The organism is Nitratireductor sp. GCM10026969, from assembly GCF_042660605.1.
Taxonomy (GTDB): domain Bacteria; phylum Pseudomonadota; class Alphaproteobacteria; order Rhizobiales; family Rhizobiaceae; genus Chelativorans.
The window spans coordinates 91462-110636 of the sequence record NZ_JBHSUM010000003.1; the positions used below are offsets into that span (position 1 = coordinate 91462).

Below are 19175 nucleotides of genomic sequence, written 5' to 3' on the forward strand. Positions count from 1 at the left end.
GGTCAGGGCACGATCAGCGTACCGGCGCCGTGCTCGGTGAAGAGTTCGAGCAGGACCGAGTGCGCGGTCTTGCCGTTGAGGATAACGACACCCTCCACGCCGCGCTCGATCGCTTCGATGCAGGTCTCGACCTTCGGGATCATGCCGCCGGCGATCGTCCCGTCCCGGATCAGGGCGCGCGCATCGGCGACGGTGAGTTCATCGATGAGCTTGCCGTTGCGGTCGAGAACACCCGGAACGTCGGTGAGAAAGAGGAGCCGCTTGGCCTGGACGGCGCCGGCGATGGCGCCGGCGAACGTATCGGCGTTGATGTTGTATGTGTGGCCGTCGCGGCCCGGCGCCACGGGTGCGATCACGGGGATCATCTCGGAGCGGGCGAGCAGGTCCAGAAGCGTGCGGTCGACCTCCACCGGCTCGCCGACGAAGCCGAGGTCGAGCACGCGCTCTATGTTGGAATCGGGGTCGGTCACGGTCTTGCGGGCCTTTTCGGCAAAGACCATGTTGCCGTCCTTGCCGCACAGGCCGATCGCCCATTCGCCCTCGGCGTTGATGAGGGCGACGATCTGCTTGTTAATCGAGCCGGCCAGAACCATCTCGACGATCTCGACCGTCTCCTGGTCAGTGACCCGAAGGCCGTTCTCGAATTTCGATTCGATGCCCATGCTCTTGAGCATGGAGCCGATCTGCGGCCCGCCGCCGTGGACGACGATGGGGTTGACGCCGGACTGCTTCAGAAGCGCCACGTCGCGGGCAAAGGCGCGGCCGAGCATGGCATCGCCCATGGCGTGGCCGCCATATTTCACCACGACCGTGGAGTTCTCGTAGCGCTGCATATAGGGCAGCGCCGCCGAAAGCAGGCGGGCCTGGTCTTCGGCAATCCCGGCATTCTCCGTCATCTCGGCCCCCAAGGCTTGATCGACCAGCGGTCTCATAGCGCATTCGCGGCGGCAGGCAAACGTTCCGCTTCAAATTCCCTCACGGCCCATTGATTTGCCGTGATACGGCAAGCGCGCCTAATCTCCGGTCCGAACGGAGGACGAGACGATGAAACGGCGCAATTTCCTGTATGGCGGCATTGGCGCCGTCACCGCGCTCGCCGGCGGTGCGCTGATGTTTCGCGCCGGTTCGCGCGGAAGCGCCAAGGCCGAGAGCTTCGAGATCGTGAAATCGGAAGAAGAGTGGCGCGCCATCCTGACGCCCGAACAGTATGACGTGCTGCGCGAGGAGGCGACGGAGCGCGCATTCTCCAGTCCGCTGAACGACGAAAAGCGGGCTGGCCTTTTCCACTGCGCGGGCTGCGATCTTCCGCTCTATTCGTCGGAAGTCAAATACGATTCCGGCACCGGCTGGCCGAGCTTCTGGGAGTCGCTGCCCGGCGCCATCGGCACGAAGGACGACCGCTCCTTCTTCATGGTGCGCACGGAATGCCATTGCCGGCGCTGCGGCGGGCATCTGGGCCATATCTTCGACGATGGTCCGCCGCCCACCGGCAAGCGCCACTGCATCAACGGCGTGGCGCTGACGTTCCGGCCGGGAGAGACAGCGTAGGCGCCCTGATCTCTTCTCTCCAGGAGCAGACAGGCACTCAACCATGGTCGACCGCGCGCAGGACTGCCGCGCGCAGGTCGTCGATGCCCAGTCCTTTCTCCGAGGACGTGGCGACGATCTCGGGAAAGGCGGCGGGGCGCTTCGCGAGCTTTTGCCGCGTCTCCTCGACAAGCCGGGCGAGCGCCGGGGGCTTTATCTTGTCGGCCTTCGTCAGCACCACCTGGTAGGAGATGGCGGCGGTGTCGAGCAGGTCCATCACCTCGTCGTCGACCGTCTTGATGCCATGGCGTGCGTCGATCAGCAGATAGACGCGCTTCAGCGTCACGCGGCCGCGCAGATAGTCGAAGACGAGCTTGGTCCAGGCATCGACCTTCGCCTTGGGCGCTTTGGCGAAGCCGTAGCCGGGCATGTCGACGAGCGCCATCGGCGGCAGGTCGCCCTTCTCGCCGCTGTAGCCCTCGGGAACGAAATAATTGAGTTCCTGCGTTCGGCCCGGTGTGTTGGAGGTGCGGGCAAGCCCCTTGCGGCTCACCAGCGCGTTGATAAGAGACGACTTTCCCACGTTGGATCGGCCGGCAAACGCCACCTCGGATGGACCCTCGGGAGGCAGGAATTTCATCGCCGGCACGCCACGGATGAAAATCCACGGCCGCGCGAAAAGCTTTTCGCCGGCCCGGCCGCCCGACGTCACGGCGTCGTTCTCGCTCACTTTGATGCCTCCAGACGCGCCAGATCGTTTCCTCGGATGGCGTCCAGATTGCGCGTGATCTTGTCGGCCGGCCAGTTCCACCAGGCGATGGCGAGGAGCTGGCGCACGGTGAACGCGTCGAAACGCATCTTGACCATCTCCGCGGGATTGCCGGCGACGACCGCGTAGGGCGGCACGTCGCGCGTGACGACGGAGCGGCCGCCCACAATCGCGCCGTCGCCGATCTTCACCCCCGGCATGATGACCGCGTCGAAGCCGATCCACACATCATTGCCGACGATCGTGTCGCCGCGCACCTCGCGGCGCCAGGTCTCCTCGTCGAAGCCTTGCTCCCATCCCTGGCCGAAAATGTTGAAGGGATAGGTGGAAAAGCCGGACAGCACGTGATTGGCGCCGTTCATGATGAAGCGGGCGCCCTCGGCAATGGCGCAGAAGCGGCCGATGACGAGCTTGTCGCCAATGAATTCGTAGTGATGCAGCACGCATTTCTCGGCGAACAGATCCGGCCCCTCCGGATCGTCGTAATAGGTATATTCGCCGATTTCGATGTTCGGCTTGTCGACGAGCGGCTTCAGGAAGCCGACGCGTGGATGCATCATGATGGGATGTTTGATCTCGGGATTCGGTCCATGCATGGCGGTCCCCATGGTCGCGGGAAAATGACGGAGGATTTCGCGCGTCTGCTTCTTCCGAGAAGCCCCGGGACGGACCTGATCCCGGACGAACGTGCGATATGTGCGGTCCCGTCAGCCGATCATCGAACATGCTCCCCAATGGTTCGACATCTTATAGCGCACCGCCGACGCATAACAAACGATGTGATCGGCCGCCATCCTCAGATGGTGCGCGCTGCACATGCGGGATATCAACTGGCCAAGGCGAAGCCCGCACCGTGGCTGGCCCATTCCGAGTCGGGCACAATGACGATCTTGCCCAGAAAGTCCTTCGTGCGATCGACGAAATAACGTTCGGCTTCATGAAGTTGGGAAAGCTTGAACGCACCGTGCAGGACCGGCTTCAACCGACCGTCGCGTATCCACGCGATCAACTGTGCGGCTTCAGCACGCGTACCGTGGGAGACCCCAAAGATCTGGACTTGGTAGAGATAGATGCGCGTCCACATGATTTCGGTGAGGTTGCCCGCGCTTGCCCCTGCGATACTCAGGCGCGGATAGGTGGTGCGGCGCTTCATGTCGAAGACCATCGCGTCGATGAAGCGGTCGGTCATGTCGCCGCCGACGAGATCCATCACCGCATCGAGCGGCGCACCGCCGGTCAGTTCGCGAATCTCCTCCGTGAAACCTTGCATGTCGGACCGGTCGAGAACCGCTTCGGCGCCCAACGCGAGCAGTGCATCCGTCTTTTCGCGCTGGCTCAATGCGTAGGGCACGGCGCCCATGATGCGGCACAGCTGGATGAGTGCCGTTCCGACACCGCCGCTCGCTCCCGTCACGAGAACTCGCTCGCCCGGCGCAACGCCCGCGACGTTCAGCATGTGCAGCGCAGTCTGATAGGAGCACATGCCCATGGCGGCCAGTTCCGCGTCGGCAAGTTCCCGATTCTCGACCGTATGGAATTGATCCGCCGGAGCGGCAATGTACTCCGCATAGCCCCCGTCGGCGCCATGGCCGAAATAGTCCGGCGTCAGATTGATATCCCGACGTTCGTCTGCGTAGAGATTGAAATCCAGCAGGCCGCGCTCGCCGATGCGTGCGGGATCAACCCCTTCGCCCACCGCGGCTACATGACCGACCACGTCGGCCCCTTGGATGCGCGGAAAGGTCAAAGTGGGCGTGCCGCCGATCTGGAAGGACGTCACATCGCCCTTGTCCCTGGTGGGATAGAGGCCTTCGCGCGCTTTGCGGTCGGTGTTGTTCTTGGCGGTGGCTGTCACCTTGACAAGGATCTCGCCCGGTCCCGGTTTTGGAACCGGCACGTCTTTGCGATAGACGAGCCTGTCGGTGCCGCCATGGCCGGTCAGCACCATTGCTGCCATGGTCTGCGGAACGGAACTTTCACTGGATGGCGGCATGGCTTTCCTCCGGTCCGATGCGCCGTGCCTTAATGGTACCTGACCCGACTTGCCGAAGTGCGCCTTCAGGGAAAAAGGGCCCGCCGAAGCGGGCCCCGGACTTTTCCGTCTCTCCGGCTATTCCGCCGGATCCGGCTTTCGCTTGAACAGGCCTACCAGATTGTCCCACAGCTCGATCTTGGCGCCCTGGCGCTTCATGATCACGCCCTGCTGGATGATCGACAGCAGGTTGTTCCATGCCCAGTAGATGACGAGACCGGCCGGGAAGGTCGCCAGCATGAAGGTGAAGACCACCGGCATCCAGTTGAAGATCATCGCCTGGGTGGGATCGGGCGGCGACGGGTTCATGCGCATCTGCAGAAACATGGTGACGCCCATGATCAGCGGCCAGACCCCGATCATGAGGAAGGACGGCACGTCGTAGGGCAGAAGGCCGAACAGATTGAAGATCGAGGTCGGGTCAGGCGCCGCGAGATCCTGGATCCAGCCGAAGAAGGGCGCATGGCGCATCTCGATGGTGACGTAGAGCACCTTGTAGAGCGCGAAGAACACCGGAATCTGGATAAGGATCGGCCAGCAGCCGGCCAGCGGATTGATCTTCTCCTTCTTGTAGAGCTCCATCATCGCCTGCTGCTGCTTCATCTTGTCGTCCGCGTATTTCTCGCGGAGTTCCATCAGCGCGGGCTGGACCTTCTTCATGTTCGCCATCGACTTGTAGGACTTGTTGGCGAGCGGGAAGAAAATGAGCTTGACGATAACGGTCGTCGCCAGGATGGCGAGGCCGAAATTGCCGAGCAGCTTGAAGAGCCAGTCGATGAGATAGAACATCGGCTTGGTAATGAAGTAGAACCAGCCCCAGTCGATCAGAAGCTCGAACTGGCGGATGCCCTGCTCACGCTCGTAGCTGTTGATGACGTTGACCTCCTTCGCGCCGGCAAAGACCAGCGTGTCGACGGTCGTCTCGCCGCCCGGGGCGACGGTGACGGGGTCGGTCAGGAAATCCGCCTGGTAGCCCGTGCGGCCGTCCTGGAAATAGGAGTAGCGCGGCTGAAAGTCCTCGCCGGCGCGCGGCACCATGGTCACCGCCCAGTACTTGTCGGTGATGCCGAGCCAGCCATCCGAGGACTTTGCGGGCGTGATGGCGTTGCCCTCCTCGTCCTCGGCCTCGGAATAGCTGATCTCCTGCAGGCCTTCCTCGCCGGTCACGCCGATGAAACCCTCGTGCAGGATGTAAATGCCGGTGGTTTCGGGCTGGCCGAGACGCGTGCTGCGGCCATAGTTGCTCAGCGCGACCGCCTCGCCTCCCTCGTTGCGGATCGTGTCGGAAATGGTGAAGAGATAATTGCTGTCGACCGAGAAGGTGCGCAGGAAGGTCAGGCCGGCGTCGTTGGTGTAACGCAACGTGACCGGATTGCCGGGCGAAAGCACCGAGCCTTCCTCGAGCATCCATACGGTCTGCGGGCCGGGAAGCGTGCCCGCCCCATCGCCGACATATCCCGTCTCCACATAGTAGCCGTCCGGCGATGCGGCCGGGTTCAGCAGTTCGATGTTCGGCGAATCCCTGTCGACCGTGACGTGGTAGTCCTTGAGCAGAAGGTCATCCAGCCGCGCACCGGTGAGATTGATGGAACCGGCAAGGCGCGGCGTGTCTATCTTCACCCGCTCGGCCGCGCCGACCGCCGCCTCGCGGCTGGCCGGTGCGGTCGTGGCAGGGGAACTGCCGGGAACCGTGCCGCCCTGCGCGCCGTTCGCCGACGGGATATTGCCTTCCCCGCCAGTTCCGGTGCCTTGCTGGGCGGTGGTCTCGCCGGGGCGCTCCGCCTCGACCTGAGCGGTCTCGCGCTGCTCCTCGATGCGCGGGTTCATGTAGAACACCTGCCAGACCGTCAGGATCAGCACCGACAGCGCGATCGTGATCAGAAAGTTGCGATTGTTGTCCATGAATGTCCTTAGCCCGTGCGCACGGGGTTTCTGCCGCTCATACGGCGTGAAAGCTCTTCCTTCAGCGCTGCGAAGGGCGCATTCAATATTTCGCGCCTTCCCACGATCACATAGTCAGTGCCTGGCGCCATGTCATCGGCGGCATGGACGCGCACCGCCTCACGCAGGCGGCGCCGGATGCGGTTGCGCTCGACGGCGTTGCCGACCTTGCGGGTCACGGTGATTCCCAGACGCGGCGGGCCGTCGTCGCCGCGCTCCAGGACTTCAAGCAGGAAAAACGGGCCGCGCCGCCTTGTTCCACGGCGCACCGCCAGAAACTCGGCGCGCTTCGTAAGGCGCGCGGGATGGCGTACCTGCGCCCGGCCAGACACCGTCTCGGCCCTGCGCCCATCACCTTATGCCGAGAGCTTCTTGCGACCACGTGCACGGCGGGCAGCGATCACGCGGCGGCCGCCCTTGGTGGCCATGCGCGCGCGGAAGCCGTGCCGGCGCTTGCGGACGAGTTTCGAGGGCTGATATGTGCGCTTCATTTGTTTAATACCGCGGCGTGCGGCCCTTCTTTATTCTGTCTCGATGAACAGGAGCATTCCAGACCGCCGGGGCGCACGAACCATGCGCCGGGCAGCCGGCCCGGACGTGCCGGGCTTATAAGAAGCGCGTTGCCGAAAGTCAATGAATGAGGGGAGGGAAGGAGACGGGCAGTAAGGCGATAGGAAGAAATGCGGCAGAACCGCGGAGCCGCCCCTTACCGGCGCATGGCTATTCCCTTGCTCCCCTAATATGCCTGCTCAAAGAAAACCGGTTCGATGGAGCCGCCCCAGCGTGTGTTGAAGGCGCTCATCATCTCCTGCGCGCTGGTGGTGCCGCGGGCGACGATTTCGTCGAGCGGGTTCAGGAATTCCGCCTCGTCGTAGCCTTCGCGGTTGAGCAGCGCGCGCTGCTTCAGCCCCATGCGGGAGATCGCCAGCACCTCGCGCGCGGCCTCGCGAAGCTCGTGATTGCGGAAGCGGGCGGCAAGCCCTTCCACGGGCACGGCGTCCCGCAAGGCCTGGACCTCCACAAAGCTCCAGCCCTTGGTCATTTCCTCGGCCGCATCGAGGGCTTCATCGTCGTAAAGCAACCCGACCCAGAAGGCCGGCAACGCGCAGATGCGCCGCCAGGGGCCACCGTCGGCACCGCGCATTTCCAGAAAGCGCTTCAGCCGCACGTCGGGAAAGAGCGTCGAAAGGTGGTTGGCCCAGTCGCCCATGGTGGGCATTCCGTCGGGGACCGTCTCGCGCAGTGCGCCATCCATGAACTGGCGGAAGGTGACGTGGGTGCAGTCGTGATAGCGCCCCTCGCGAATGACGAAATACATGGGCACGTCGAGCGCCCATTCCACGTAATCCACAAAGCCGAAACCGTCGGAGAAGACGAAGGGCAAGAGGCCCGAACGCTGGTTGTCGGTGTCGCGCCAGATCTCCGCGCGCCACGACTGGTAGCCGTTCGGGGCTCCATCGGTGAAGGGCGAATTGGCGAAGAGCGCGGTCGCCAGCGGCTGCAGCCGCGAAGAGACCTGCATCTTGCGCCGCATGTCGGTTTCGGAGGAAAAGTCGAGGTTCACCTGGATCGTGCAGGTGCGGTACATCATGTCGAGGCCGTGGCTGCCCACCTTGGGCATGTAGGCGGACATGATATCGTAGCGCGACTTGGGCATTCTCGGCGTCTCGGAAAGCCGCCATTTGGGGCTGGCGCCGAGGCCCAGGAAGCGGATGCCGAGCGGCTCGGCGATCTCGCGCAGTTGCGCCAGATGGGCGTTGCCCTCCCGGCAGGTCTGGTGGAGCGTCTCGAGAGCGGCGCCGGACAACTCGAACTGGCCGCCCGGCTCCAGCGAGATCGCTCCCTGGCCCGTCGGCTCCACGAGGCCGATGATGCGCCCGCCATCCTCGATCGGATCCCAGCCGAGCAGCTTCTGCATGCCTTCGAGCAGCGACCGAATGCCGCGCGGCCCCTCATAGGGGACGGGCCGGTTGCCGTCGGCATAGAACGGAAACTTCTCGTGCTCGGTGCCGATTCGCCATGCCTCCTTCGGCTTCGAACCGCGGGCCATGTAGCCCACCAGTTCGTCGATCCCTTCGATCGGCCGGTTATCGGTCGTGTCGCGCGCCATTCATCCCTCCGGCCTCTCGTTCGGATGCAACGCCTGATTGGCCAAGTCGGCCGAGGCAATCAAGCAAAAAGTTCTGAACGCTGCATCAAGCAGTTGCCGGCTCGGCGCGCCAGTCTCCGGCCGCGGCCTGGATCAGCGCCAGCGCGGCAACGGCCGCCGTGTCGGCACGCAGGATGCGCGGGCCAAGGGGAATCGGCAGGACGAAGGGCAGCGCGCGCAGGCGCTTCCGCTCGGCATCGGAGAAACCGCCCTCCGGCCCGACCAGAAGGCCGAGACTTGCACCGTTCAGCGCCAGCAGCGCATCGAGCGGGTTGTTGCCTGGTGCGTCCTCGTCGCAAAAGACGAGTTGCCTTTCCTCCTCCCAGCTCTCGAGCAGCTTGTCGAGCTTGAGCGGCTGGCGCACCTCTGGAACGGAGAGGATACCGCATTGCTCGGCCGCCTCGATAACGTTGGCCTCGAGGCGCTGCATGCCGAGCTTCGGCACTTGCGTGTGCTGGGTGACGACGGGCTGGAGAATGCCGGCGCCCATCTCGACCGCCTTTTGCACCAGGTAGTCCAACCGTCCCTGCTTCAGCGGCGCGAAGCAGTAAAAGAGGTCGGAAACAGGCGTTTGGGGGCGCTCCCGCTGCAGAGGCCTCAGCCGCGCGGACTTCCTGGAAAGCGCGGCGATCTCCGTCAGCCATTCGCCGTCGCGGCCATTGAACAGGAGCAGCCGATCGCCTTCGCGCATGCGCAGTACATTGGCGAGATAATGCGCCTGGTGGCGCGTCGTTTCGATCTCGGCCTCGGCGGCGAGATTCTCCGGCAGGAAAAGCCGCTGCATCTTGTAGTTCGCTCGCATGGCAGCTTGATGCGCCGCGTGAGCGATGCGGTCAAGGGCGCGCAGTTGCGTGCCAGATTGGCGCATATCCACAGCGCAAGGCGGAAACGGTGGAAGGCGGCGTGATCAGCAGGAACGGGCCGGCGACCTTGCGCGGGTCTCGAGCCGCACCGTAGCCGCCGAAATCCCACGGCAGCAACCGGCCATCGTGCACAGCAAAAGCGCTGCCATCCACCTCGACCATCGCGCCGTCAGGCAGATCATCGACCTGGGCCATGCGCAGGGCGAAGGACGGAATGCCGGAGGCCCGCCGCTGGCGATGCAGGCGGCTGTCGATTTCCGGTGCGGACAGGCGCCCACGCCCGGCGCCTTGCGCGAAGAAACGGGCGAAGCTCAGCGCCCGCTCCCTGCGGCAGAGGAAGCAGGGGCGATGGCCGGCGGCGAGCGCCGTCACCTCGTCGAGGAAGAAGAGCTCCGTCCAGCCGGGGCCGCCAGAGCGCCCGTTCCGGCCCATCACCGCACGCCGGCGGTCCTTGAACGTGCACTCGCAGACGATCCAGGCGCGGGTCGTCCAGCGGCGGGCGAGCAAAGTCTTCGTCTCCGGATCGTGAATGACCCCGCGATTGCCCGTAAAGAGGCCACGCGCGGCAATCGCGTGAAGAGCGCCGAAAGGATCGGCACGGTTCTGCAGCGGCATGGCATCCTCCTTCAGGCGACGAGCCCGGCACGACCGGTGTTGCCGGAGGGCGACAATGCCGACGCAAAGACGTGGATGCCCCTTATCGTCATCTTGCGTTTCCCTTCCCGACGGATAATTGGGCCATCACTCGTGAATTGAAGACAATTCGAACAATTTTTCTCCCGACGTTTCGTCGGAACCAAATGGTAACCCCGCGAGTCATACTCTTGACTGCCGAACTGACACGAGACGAGCCCCATGCGCACAGCTTTTCTCTCCCTGATGTTGATCACAGCCGTTGCGACGAGCGGCGCCGGAATCTGGGCAGCGACCGCCTCCGATGTCTATGAGACGACGGATGGCTACGGCATCACAACATTCGCGAAGTAGTTAAGGCAATTTGCCAAGCGGAATTCTTTCGCCCGCAAACGCGCCAAAGGCAAAGAGGTAAGGCGATATATTGAAGCGAATGCGTGCGCATTTCGCTTTATCGGCCGACGCCCAGGAGGCGCTTGCGCTTTCCCTCGAACATCATCGCGGACAAGCGGCCGCTGTGAAAAGCACCGGTGTCGAGGTTTACCCGGTTAGGCAGGATTTCCGGCCTCGGCACGGGAGTATGGCCGTGCACGATCACCTTTGAGTGCAATTGCACGTGGCTAAGGAACAGGTCTCGAATCCAGATGAGGTCTTCGGCCGACTGCGCCTCCAGCGGCACGCCGGGTTTGATGCCCGCATGACAGAAAAAGTAGTCGCCGAAGCTCGCCGACAGCTTCAACCCGCGCAGGAAATCCATGTGCGCCTGCGGGATCATATCCCGCAAGGCCTGTGCGGAACGCTCCAGCGCCTCGAGCGGATGAAAAGCCATCTCCACACCGTAGGATCGTGCCGTGGTGGTGCCGCCATAATTGGCGAACATGCCATCCGGCATCGGCTCCATCAGGAATTCCAGGAAACCGACATCGTGGTTGCCGCCGAGCGCCACGACACGCGGGTCGCTCGCGGTTGTGCGCGATAGAAACTCGATCACCTGCCGCGACGCCGGCCCGCGGTCGACATAGTCGCCGAGATAGATGATGCGCCAGTCCGGCGGCCGCTCCTCGATGATTTCGGCCATGATGCGGCGGTGCATCTCGACCATGAGGTCGTAGCAGCCGTGAATGTCTCCCACGGCATAAAGCCGCATGCCCTCCGGCGCGGCGGCGTCGTCAAAATGAATCCCCCCTTCAGCCGCCATCGACCACGACGAGATGCAGCGCACGCGGTCCATGGGCTCCCAGGAGCAGCGTCTGCTCGATGTCGCCGGAGCGGGACGGCCCGGTAATCAGGTTGAGCGTGCGCGGCATCGTTCCCTTGCCGAATTTCCGCCGGAGGCCTGAAAACACCGTCTCCAGATCGCCGGCAATGTCCTTTGCGTTCACCACGACGATATGGTGCTCCGGCAGGAAATTGACAGTGGTCGGGTTCTCCGCGCCCGAATGCAGCGCGACGGTGCCCGTTTCGGCGATGCCGGCGATGGCGTGGCTGACGCCCACCTGGTCGTCCGGGTCCGCAGGGCCCGGCTTGACCTCAAGCGCCTTGACCTTTTTCCACGGCATGGCGCCCAGCCGCTCGTCCGCACCCATGCGCACGGCGGCCGGCAGGTTCTTCGCCCGCAGATAGGCCGCGACGGCCTTCGGCACATCGGTCGGCGCTTTCACCCGCTCGACGGTGGCGGAAACCTTGTGCGCCATCTCACAGAACAGGGCGATGCGCTCGTTTTCCGCTTTCTGGCCGCGCCGGGGAATGATGCCCGCCGGCGCATCCTTGAGCCGCTTTGCCACCTTTGCGGCGCGGCTATCGCCCGGTGCAGCCCCAAGGGATGCGCGCACCTTGCCCAGTACCGCCTCGCGCCCGCTCATGCGCGCGCTCCCTGTTTCAACGCCTCGCGATCGCGCCATTGCTGCATGAAGGTGCGGCTTTCGGGGGCCGGCAGGTCGCGGTGCCTGGTCCAGCCGCCGGCGAAAGGCAGGTAGCGGAACCGGCGCTTTGCCCCACCCATGAGCGAAAGGGCGGGAATGGCTAAGGACGTGGCCAGCCGGTAAAGGCGCGGGCGGCGGGCGAAGAGGGCCCATGCCCGCAAGCCGTAGCGCTGGCCTGCCGGGTTGAGCCCGCGGGCGAATTCCCGCTCGCGCCAGTGGCGCATCATCTTCGGCAATGGGATTCGCATGGGGCACACCGCCTCGCAGCGGCCGCAGAAGGTCGAGGCGTTCGGCAAATGGCCCGACTTGTCGACGCCGGCGAGCGACGGCGTCAGCACCGCGCCCATGGGCCCGGGATAGACCCAGCCGTAAGCGTGGCCGCCGACGGCGTGGTAGACCGGGCAGTGGTTCATGCAGGCGCCGCAGCGGATGCAGCGCAGCATGTCCTGGAACTCCGTCCCGAGCATGGCGGAACGGCCGTTGTCGAGCAGGACGACGTGGTACTCGTCGGGCCCGTCGGGGTCTTCGGGCCGGCGCGGCCCGGTCGAGACGGTGGTGTAGACGCTCATGTCCTGGCCGGTGGCGGAGCGGGCGAGCACGCGCAGGATCTGGCCCATATCCTCCAGCGTCGGGACGATCTTCTCGATCGAGGCGACGACGATGTGCACACGCGGCAGGATCTGCGTCAGGTCGCCATTGCCCTCGTTGGTGACGATCACGGAACTGCCGGTTTCCGCGACCAGGAAGTTGGCGCCGGTGATGCCGACATCGGCGGAGAAATACTCCGAGCGCAGCACGCGCCGCGCTTCGCCCAGGAGCGCCTCGGGTTCCGACAGGTCGCGGCCCGGCGGCAGGTGGTCGTGCACGCGGCGGAAATCGCTCTCCACCTGATCCTTGGTCAGATGCACGGCGGGCGCGATGATGTGGCTCGGGTGTTCGCCGCGAAGCTGGATGATGTATTCGCCGAGATCGGTCTCGACGGGGCGGATGCCCTCCTTCTCGAAGAATTCGTTGAGGCCGATCTCCTCGGTGATCATGGACTTGCCCTTGGTCACCGTGCGGGCTCCGGCGGCGCGGCAGATCTCTAGGATCGCCGCGCGGGCATCCTCCGCCGTCTCGGCCCAGTGCACATGGCCGCCGGCCGCCTGCACCTTCTCCTCGTAGGCTTCGAGGTAAAGGTCGAGATGGGCGAGAGCATGATCCTTGATGGCGCGGGCGGAGTCGCGCAGGGAGTCGAATTCCGGCAGCGCGTCGACCGCGTTCTGGCGCTTGTCGATGAAGCCCGAGCGCACGTGATGAAGGGCTTTCTGCAGTTGCGGGTCGGCGAGCGCCGCACGCGCATTCGCCTTGAAGAAGGGTGAGGTGATCTGCATCAGCGCTCTCCCCTGCCGATCGCCGGACCGTTATCCATCCCGGCCAGCACCTCGGCCACGTGGCGCACGGCGACGTCCTTGCCCTGGCGCTGCAGCTTGCCGGCCATGTTCATGAGGCAGCCGAGGTCGCCCGCAAGCAGCGTGCCCGCTCCCGAGGCCTCGATATTTGCCGCCTTCTCCTCGACAATACGGTTGGAGATATCGGGATATTTCACGCAGAAGGTGCCGCCGAAACCGCAGCAGACGTCGGAATCCTTCAGTTCCTTCAATTCAAGGCCGGATACGCTCGCAAGCAGGCGCCGCGGCTGCTCGCGGATGTTGAGTTCGCGCAGGCCCGAACAGGAATCGTGATAGGTGACGCTGCCCTGGTGGGCGGCTTTGACGTCCGCCACGCCCAGGACATCGACCAGGAAGCTGACCAGCTCGTGCACCTTGTCCGAAAAGGCGGCCGCGCGCTCCGCCCAGGGACCGTTCTTGAAAAGCGCTGGATAATGCTTCTTCAGCATCCCGGCGCAGGAGCCGGACGGCGCCACCACATAGTCGAACTCCTCGAAAGTCTCGATCGTCTTTTGCGCGATGGCCGTCGTGTCGTCCCGGTCGCCGGAATTATAGGCCGGCTGACCGCAGCAGGTCTGGGCCATCGGCACGTCGACCTTACAGCCGGCATCCTCCAGAAGCTTGACCGAGGCGAAGCCGACGGTGGGCCGGAAGAGATCGACCAGGCACGTGACGAAAAGTCCGACGCGCGGCTGTTTCAGGGTTTCGTGTTTCAAAGGCATCATCCTGTTTTTGACTTGGCGGCGGCGGACCGCCGGGACCGGCCCGATCGCACGGCCTTCGCCTCCGGCGAAGAGCGCTGCTGGAGGCGGAGCTTCGCGATATGCTCCCACTCGCCTGTCCGCTCGGCCTCCGTGCTCGCCCACTCCACATATGCGATGTGATCGACGGAGGCGGAACGCGCGGTCGCGGGATCGCCGTCGCGGATGGCGAGGAAGATCGCCCGGTGCTGGGAAAGCAGATCTTCCCGCGCGCCCGGCAGGCCGTAGACCCGGGCGCGGCTGTAGAACACCCCATCCGCCAGCAGCCGGTAGCAGGAGCGCAAGGTATGAAGCAGCACGAAATTGTGCGTGCATTCGCCGACGGCGTTGTGGAACTCGACGTCGATCTCGACTTCCGTCTTGAAATCGGCCGTGGCGTGGGCATGCTCCATCCGCGCGACGATGTCGGCGAGCAGTGCCTTGTCGGCCTCCGTCGCCCGGCGCGCCGCCATTTCGGCGGCGACGGCCTCGACCTCGCGGCGATACTCCAGATAGTCGGCGGTGGCCTTGGGATGGGTGGCGATGAGCTCGCGCATGGGCTTGGCGAAGACTTCGCCGACGATGCTGGCAACGTGCGTGCCGCCGCCCTGGCGGCTGACGAGAAGACCTCTGGCTTCGAGCGCCTTGAGCGCATCGCGCAGGATGGGGCGCGAGACGTCCATCCGGCTCGCCAACTCGCGCTCGCCCGGCAGCCGGTCGCCGTCGCGCAGAATACCCTGCAGGATCAGCGCCTCGATCTGGCGCACCACGGCGTCGGCCGTACGGGCATGTTCGATTCTGGAATAGATGGTATCCACGGCAAAACGGGGCTTTTGGCTATGGCGGCAATCTAGCGACATTGACGACAACTGGTCAAATGTTTTAACCAATTTTCGACAAAGCTTTCTCAAGCGCGGTAGCGCAGGGAAAAGCGGTCGGTTTGCTTACCACCGGGAACAAGAGGCCATGTCCGGACCGCATATGCCCGAAGCCGACGCGGCAACGCTGAAAAAGCGCGAGGAGATCGTCGCGGACATGCGCATCATCGTGCCCGGCGAAGGTGTGGTGGCGGTTGAAAACGAGATGCGTGCCTTCGAAAGCGACGGGCTGACCGCCTATAGGCAGTTGCCGCTCGTGGTCGTCCTGCCGGAAACGGTTGCCCAGGTCTCGCGCATTCTCAAATATTGCCACGAGCGCAATATCCGCGTGGTGCCGCGCGGCTCTGGCACGTCGCTTTCGGGCGGCGCGCTGCCGCTCGCCGACGCGGTGCTTCTGGTCATGAGCCGCTTCAACCGGATTCTGGAAATCGATTTCGAAAACAGGGCCGTGGTGGCGCAGCCGGGCGTGACGAATCTCGGCATCACCAACGCGGTCGAGCAGGAAGGCTTTTATTATGCACCCGATCCCTCGTCCCAGATCGCCTGCTCGATCGGCGGCAATGTGGCGGAGAATTCCGGCGGGGTGCACTGTCTGAAATACGGGCTGACGGCCAACAACATCCTCGGCATCGAGATGGTGCTGATGACCGGCGAGGTGATCCGCCTCGGCGGCAAGCATCTCGACGCGGAAGGCTACGACCTGCTCGGCCTGATGACCGGCTCGGAGGGGCTCCTGGGCGTCGTGACCGAGGTCACCGTACGCATCCTGAAGAAGCCGGAGACGGCACGGGCGCTCCTGATCGGCTTTCCTTCGAGCGAAGAGGCCGGCCAATGCGTTGCCGATATCATCGGTGCCGGGATCATACCCGGCGGCATGGAGATGATGGACAAGCCGGCGATCCATGCGGCGGAGGATTTCGTCCAAGTGGGCTATCCGCTCGACGTGGAAGCGCTGCTGATCGTCGAGCTCGACGGGCCGCAGGCGGAGGTAGACCACCTGATCGCCCGTGTGGAAGAGATCGCGCGCAAGAATGGCGCGACGACCAGCCGTGTTTCCAATTCCGACGAGGAGCGCCAGGCCTTCTGGGCCGGGCGCAAGGCGGCCTTCCCGGCCGTCGGCCGCATCTCGCCGGACTATTATTGCATGGACGGCACCATCCCCCGCAAGGAACTGCCGCGCGTGCTTGCGGGCATGCGGGCGCTTTCGGAGAAATACGGGCTCAGCGTTGCCAACGTTTTCCACGCCGGCGACGGCAATCTGCACCCGCTCATCCTTTACGACGCGAACAAGCCGGGGGAGCTGGAAAAGGCGGAGGATTTCGGCGCCGATATCCTGCGGCTGTGCGTCGAGGTCGGCGGGGTGCTGACCGGCGAGCATGGGGTGGGCGTCGAGAAACGCGACCTGATGCCGGAGATGTTCACCGAGGACGACCTCAACCAGCAGATCCGCGTCAAATGCGCCTTCGACCCGAACCATCTGCTCAACCCCGGCAAGATGTTCCCGCAGCTTCACCGCTGCGCGGAGCTCGGCCGTATGCACATTCACCGGGGGCAGATGCCGTTTCCGGAACTGGAGAGGTTTTGAGGCGGTGCTCTTCAGGCGGTCGGTCCTAGTAGGAATAGCGCGGGGCGAAATCACGCTCGCGTTCCGTCACTGGAAGAAGCCCACGGTTTCTCCGGGCGCACGATTGCGGACGGCCTTGGGCGAGGTGCGGATCGGCGCCGTGGAACGGGCCGAAGAAGCAGCACTCGGAGAGGAAGAGGCGCAAAGGGCGGGTTTCGCTTCGTTGGACGAACTCAGGCAAGACCTGCGGGACGGCGAAGGCCGCCGTCTCTACCGGATCGAATTGTGCGGGATCGAAGTGGACCGTCGCGTCCCGCTACGGCAGGAAAGCGCACTTGCTCCGCAGGAGGCGGCGGCGATCGAGGCAAAGCTGTCCCGCTGGGACAAGGCCAACGGCCGCGAGGGCTATCACCGCAGCATTCTCGATGCCATCGCGGCCGGAAGCGGCGTTGCCGCAGCACGCATCGCTGAGCAACTTGGGGTGGAGAAGCTCAAGCTCAAGCGCGACGTGCGTAAATTGAAAGAACTGGGCCTGACAGAGAGCCTAGACGTTGGATACGGACTTTCGCCGCGGGGCAGGGCGCTGCTCGCAATTTTGGAGGCCCATCGATAATGCAGGTCTGTGCTCGAACATGACCACCTTCACCCCCACCACCGCTGCCCAGACGCTTGAAATCGTCCAATGGGCCGTGGCTGAGGAAATGCCACTGGAGGTGGTCGGCCACGGCTCCAAGCGCAGCATCGGCCGGCCCGTGCAGACGGAGCACACGCTGGATCTTTCGAAGCTCTCGGGCATAACCCTCTACGAGCCGGAGGAACTGGTGCTTTCGGCAAAGGCGGGCACGCCGCTGGCCGAGATCGAGGCCCTGCTCGCCGAAAACAATCAGGAGTTCGCCTTCGAGCCGATGGACTATGGCCCGCTTCTTGGAGCGGAGCCGGGGCGCGGCACGATCGGCGGGGTGCTTGCGGCCAATCTTTCAGGGCCGAGGCGGATCAAGGCGGGGGCGGCGCGTGATCACGTGCTGGGGATCAACGCCGTTTCCGGGCGCGGCGAAGCCTTTAAATCCGGCGGGCGCGTGGTGAAGAACGTCACCGGCTACGACCTTTCCAAGGGGCTCGCCGGCTCATGGGGCACACTGGCGGTGGTGAGCGACGTCACCTTCAAGGTGCTGCCGGCGGCGGAAACCGAGAAGACTCTCGTGGTGGCCGGTCTCAGCGACGCCGAGGCTGTGGCCGCTATGGCCGAGGCGACGGGCTCGAGCGCGGAGATCTCCGGCGCTGCGCACCTCCCGGAGGGTGTGGTCGGGCGGTTTCTCGAAGGCGGGCTCAAGGGTGCGGCGCGGACGGTGCTGCGCCTCGAGGGGTTCGCCCCCTCGGTGGACTACCGGCTCGACCTCCTGGCGCGACTGATGAAGCCGTATGGCTCCGTGGAGACGATCGAGGAAGGCCGGTCACGCGTGCTGTGGCGGGATATTCGTGATTGCCTGCCTTTCGCCGACGCGACGCCAGCGCCGGTGTGGCGTGTGTCGATGGCGCCGACGGAGGGCCATAAAATGGTGGACGCCTTCCGCCGCGCGGCCGGTGCGAACGCCTATTACGACTGGCAGGGCGGTCTGGTCTGGCTGCGCATGGAAGCAGATCCGGAGGCCGAAATCCTGCGCAAGCTGATCGCCCATTTCGGCGGCGGGCATGCGACCCTCGTGCGTGCGCCACTCTCGCTCAGGGCGGCGGTACCGGTTTTCCATCCGCAGCCGCCGGCGCTGGCCGCATTATCGGCGCGGCTGAAGGCGCAGTTCGATCCCAAGGACATTCTCAACCCGGGGCGGATGGCTGCCGCGTGAGCCCATGCTAGAGTGCCCCGGCAGGCAAAATTGGAGACGGATATGAACGAGACGCGGCAGACTCAGCCCACTCCGCCCGGCAGGACAAACGGCTGGCTGGAGCCAGGTCCGACGAACATCCAGGTGATCTACATTCTCTATCTGGTCAGCTTCGTCATCGGGATCTCGGCGTTGGTGGGAATCGTGCTGGCCTATCTCAACCGCGGAAAGTCCGAGCCCTGGGTCGAGACCCACTATACCTGGGCGATCCGCACCTTCTGGATCGGCGTTCTCTACGGCATCGTCTCGGCGGTCCTTATGGTGGTCGGGATCGGATTCCTCCTGCTTCTCGCGGTGGCGATCTGGGCGGTGGTGCGCATCGTCATCGGCCTGCAGGCGGTCAGCCGCAGCGAGCCGATCAAAAATCCTGAAAGCTGGATGCTGTAGGCGACATGCAGACCCATTTCACGCCGGAGCAACTGGCCGACCCCGATACCGCGGAATCGGAATCGATCCTGCGCAAGTGTGTGCATTGCGGGTTCTGCACGGCCACCTGCCCGACCTATGTCGAACTCGGCAACGAACTCGACAGCCCGCGCGGACGCATCTACCTCATCAAGGACATGCTGGAGAACGACCGGCCGGCCGATCGCGAGACGGTGACCCATATCGACCGGTGCCTATCCTGCCTGTCCTGTATGACGACCTGCCCGTCCGGTGTGAACTACATGCATCTGGTCGACCATGCCCGCGTGCACATCGAAAGGACATACCGCCGGCCGCTCCTCGACCGGCTGACGCGGGCGCTTCTGGCGCGCATCCTGCCCTATCCCGCGCGCTTCCGCCTGGCCCTCCGGTTGGCGAAGCTCGGGCGGCCGTTCGCGCCCGTGTTTCGTGCGCTGCCGGG

22 protein-coding genes are annotated in these 19175 nt (G+C 64.5%); 7 read left to right on the forward strand and 15 right to left on the reverse strand.

The window, feature by feature from the left end:
- Positions 1-2: 2 nt before the first annotated feature.
- The gene (argB, locus tag ACFP9U_RS01755) at positions 3-896 is read right to left on the reverse strand and encodes an acetylglutamate kinase (RefSeq protein WP_378618562.1); all 894 of its coding nucleotides are present in this window, start codon (positions 894-896) and stop codon (positions 3-5) included.
- A 148-nt stretch (positions 897-1044) separates the two neighbouring features.
- Between argB and msrB the strand changes: the two genes are divergently transcribed.
- Complete coding sequence (gene msrB / locus ACFP9U_RS01760; RefSeq protein WP_378618563.1) at positions 1045-1548, forward strand: peptide-methionine (R)-S-oxide reductase MsrB; 504 nt, start codon at positions 1045-1047, stop codon at positions 1546-1548.
- A gap of 37 nt (positions 1549-1585) precedes the next feature.
- Here the strand turns inward: msrB and yihA are convergent, their stop codons facing one another.
- The 9 genes from yihA to ACFP9U_RS01805 all read right to left on the reverse strand — a co-directional run bounded on the left by yihA (position 1586) and on the right by ACFP9U_RS01805 (position 9896).
- Entirely contained in the window at positions 1586-2257 is a 672-nt protein-coding gene (gene yihA / locus ACFP9U_RS01765) for a ribosome biogenesis GTP-binding protein YihA/YsxC (protein WP_378618565.1), read from the reverse strand.
- The gene (locus tag ACFP9U_RS01770) at positions 2254-2892 is read right to left on the reverse strand and encodes a CatB-related O-acetyltransferase (protein WP_378618567.1); all 639 of its coding nucleotides are present in this window, start codon (positions 2890-2892) and stop codon (positions 2254-2256) included. The genes yihA and ACFP9U_RS01770 overlap by 4 nt, the downstream gene beginning before the upstream one ends.
- A gap of 230 nt (positions 2893-3122) precedes the next feature.
- Positions 3123-4289 (reverse strand): zinc-binding dehydrogenase, encoded by a 1167-nt coding sequence (locus ACFP9U_RS01775; protein WP_378618568.1) that lies wholly within the window; start codon positions 4287-4289, stop codon positions 3123-3125.
- A 117-nt stretch (positions 4290-4406) separates the two neighbouring features.
- Entirely contained in the window at positions 4407-6230 is a 1824-nt protein-coding gene (yidC, locus tag ACFP9U_RS01780; RefSeq protein ID WP_378618570.1) for a membrane protein insertase YidC, read from the reverse strand.
- Positions 6231-6238: 8 nt separating this feature from the next.
- Positions 6239-6601, reverse strand: coding sequence for a ribonuclease P protein component (gene rnpA / locus ACFP9U_RS01785; protein ID WP_378618571.1), 363 nt, complete (start codon positions 6599-6601; stop codon positions 6239-6241).
- Between the two features lie 24 nt (positions 6602-6625).
- Positions 6626-6760: a 50S ribosomal protein L34 gene (rpmH, locus tag ACFP9U_RS01790; protein WP_322452786.1), complete on the reverse strand. Its 135-nt coding sequence runs from the start codon at positions 6758-6760 to the stop codon at positions 6626-6628.
- A gap of 245 nt (positions 6761-7005) precedes the next feature.
- Entirely contained in the window at positions 7006-8379 is a 1374-nt protein-coding gene (locus tag ACFP9U_RS01795) for a glutamate--cysteine ligase (protein ID WP_378618572.1), read from the reverse strand.
- Positions 8380-8464: 85 nt separating this feature from the next.
- A complete protein-coding gene (locus ACFP9U_RS01800) occupies positions 8465-9220 on the reverse strand; it encodes a 16S rRNA (uracil(1498)-N(3))-methyltransferase (RefSeq protein ID WP_378618573.1) in 756 nt (251 codons plus the stop codon).
- Between the two features lie 31 nt (positions 9221-9251).
- Entirely contained in the window at positions 9252-9896 is a 645-nt protein-coding gene (locus ACFP9U_RS01805) for a hypothetical protein (RefSeq protein WP_378618574.1), read from the reverse strand.
- A gap of 240 nt (positions 9897-10136) precedes the next feature.
- On the opposite strand from ACFP9U_RS01805, the gene ACFP9U_RS01810 reads away from it, so the two are divergent.
- Positions 10137-10268 carry a hypothetical protein gene (locus ACFP9U_RS01810; protein WP_378618575.1) on the forward strand — a complete coding sequence of 44 codons (132 nt, stop codon included), beginning with the start codon at positions 10137-10139 and terminating at the stop codon, positions 10266-10268.
- Positions 10269-10365: 97 nt separating this feature from the next.
- Here ACFP9U_RS01810 and ACFP9U_RS01815 read toward each other — a convergent pair whose 3' ends face one another.
- From ACFP9U_RS01815 to ACFP9U_RS01835, 5 genes are read right to left on the reverse strand one after another with little or no spacing between them, the layout of a single operon-like run.
- Positions 10366-11145, reverse strand: a complete 780-nt coding sequence (locus tag ACFP9U_RS01815) for a metallophosphoesterase (RefSeq protein WP_378618576.1) — start codon at positions 11143-11145, stop codon at positions 10366-10368.
- Positions 11102-11776, reverse strand: a complete 675-nt coding sequence (locus ACFP9U_RS01820; RefSeq protein WP_378618577.1) for a LutC/YkgG family protein — start codon at positions 11774-11776, stop codon at positions 11102-11104. Before ACFP9U_RS01820 ends, ACFP9U_RS01815 begins: the two co-directional genes overlap by 44 nt.
- The gene (locus ACFP9U_RS01825) at positions 11773-13209 is read right to left on the reverse strand and encodes a LutB/LldF family L-lactate oxidation iron-sulfur protein (protein ID WP_378618578.1); all 1437 of its coding nucleotides are present in this window, start codon (positions 13207-13209) and stop codon (positions 11773-11775) included. The genes ACFP9U_RS01820 and ACFP9U_RS01825 overlap by 4 nt, the downstream gene beginning before the upstream one ends.
- Positions 13209-13991 carry a (Fe-S)-binding protein gene (locus ACFP9U_RS01830; RefSeq protein WP_378618580.1) on the reverse strand — a complete coding sequence of 261 codons (783 nt, stop codon included), beginning with the start codon at positions 13989-13991 and terminating at the stop codon, positions 13209-13211. The genes ACFP9U_RS01825 and ACFP9U_RS01830 overlap by 1 nt, the downstream gene beginning before the upstream one ends.
- Entirely contained in the window at positions 13988-14824 is an 837-nt protein-coding gene (locus tag ACFP9U_RS01835; RefSeq protein WP_378618581.1) for an FCD domain-containing protein, read from the reverse strand. Before ACFP9U_RS01835 ends, ACFP9U_RS01830 begins: the two co-directional genes overlap by 4 nt.
- Before the next feature lie 148 nt (positions 14825-14972).
- Here ACFP9U_RS01835 and ACFP9U_RS01840 point away from each other — a divergent pair, with 148 nt between their 5' ends.
- The 5 genes from ACFP9U_RS01840 to ACFP9U_RS01860 form a co-directional block, all read left to right on the forward strand.
- Positions 14973-16469 (forward strand): FAD-linked oxidase C-terminal domain-containing protein, encoded by a 1497-nt coding sequence (locus tag ACFP9U_RS01840; RefSeq protein WP_378618583.1) that lies wholly within the window; start codon positions 14973-14975, stop codon positions 16467-16469.
- Between the two features lie 124 nt (positions 16470-16593).
- Positions 16594-17061 (forward strand): ASCH domain-containing protein, encoded by a 468-nt coding sequence (locus ACFP9U_RS01845; RefSeq protein ID WP_378618594.1) that lies wholly within the window; start codon positions 16594-16596, stop codon positions 17059-17061.
- A 19-nt stretch (positions 17062-17080) separates the two neighbouring features.
- Entirely contained in the window at positions 17081-18289 is a 1209-nt protein-coding gene (gene glcE, locus ACFP9U_RS01850; RefSeq protein WP_378618585.1) for a glycolate oxidase subunit GlcE, read from the forward strand.
- A gap of 42 nt (positions 18290-18331) precedes the next feature.
- On the forward strand, positions 18332-18715 hold the full coding sequence (locus tag ACFP9U_RS01855; protein WP_378618586.1) for a DUF4870 family protein: 384 nt from the start codon (positions 18332-18334) through the stop codon (positions 18713-18715).
- A 5-nt stretch (positions 18716-18720) separates the two neighbouring features.
- The coding region (locus ACFP9U_RS01860) for a 4Fe-4S dicluster domain-containing protein (RefSeq protein WP_378618588.1) at positions 18721-19175 on the forward strand (455 nt) is incomplete at its 3' end.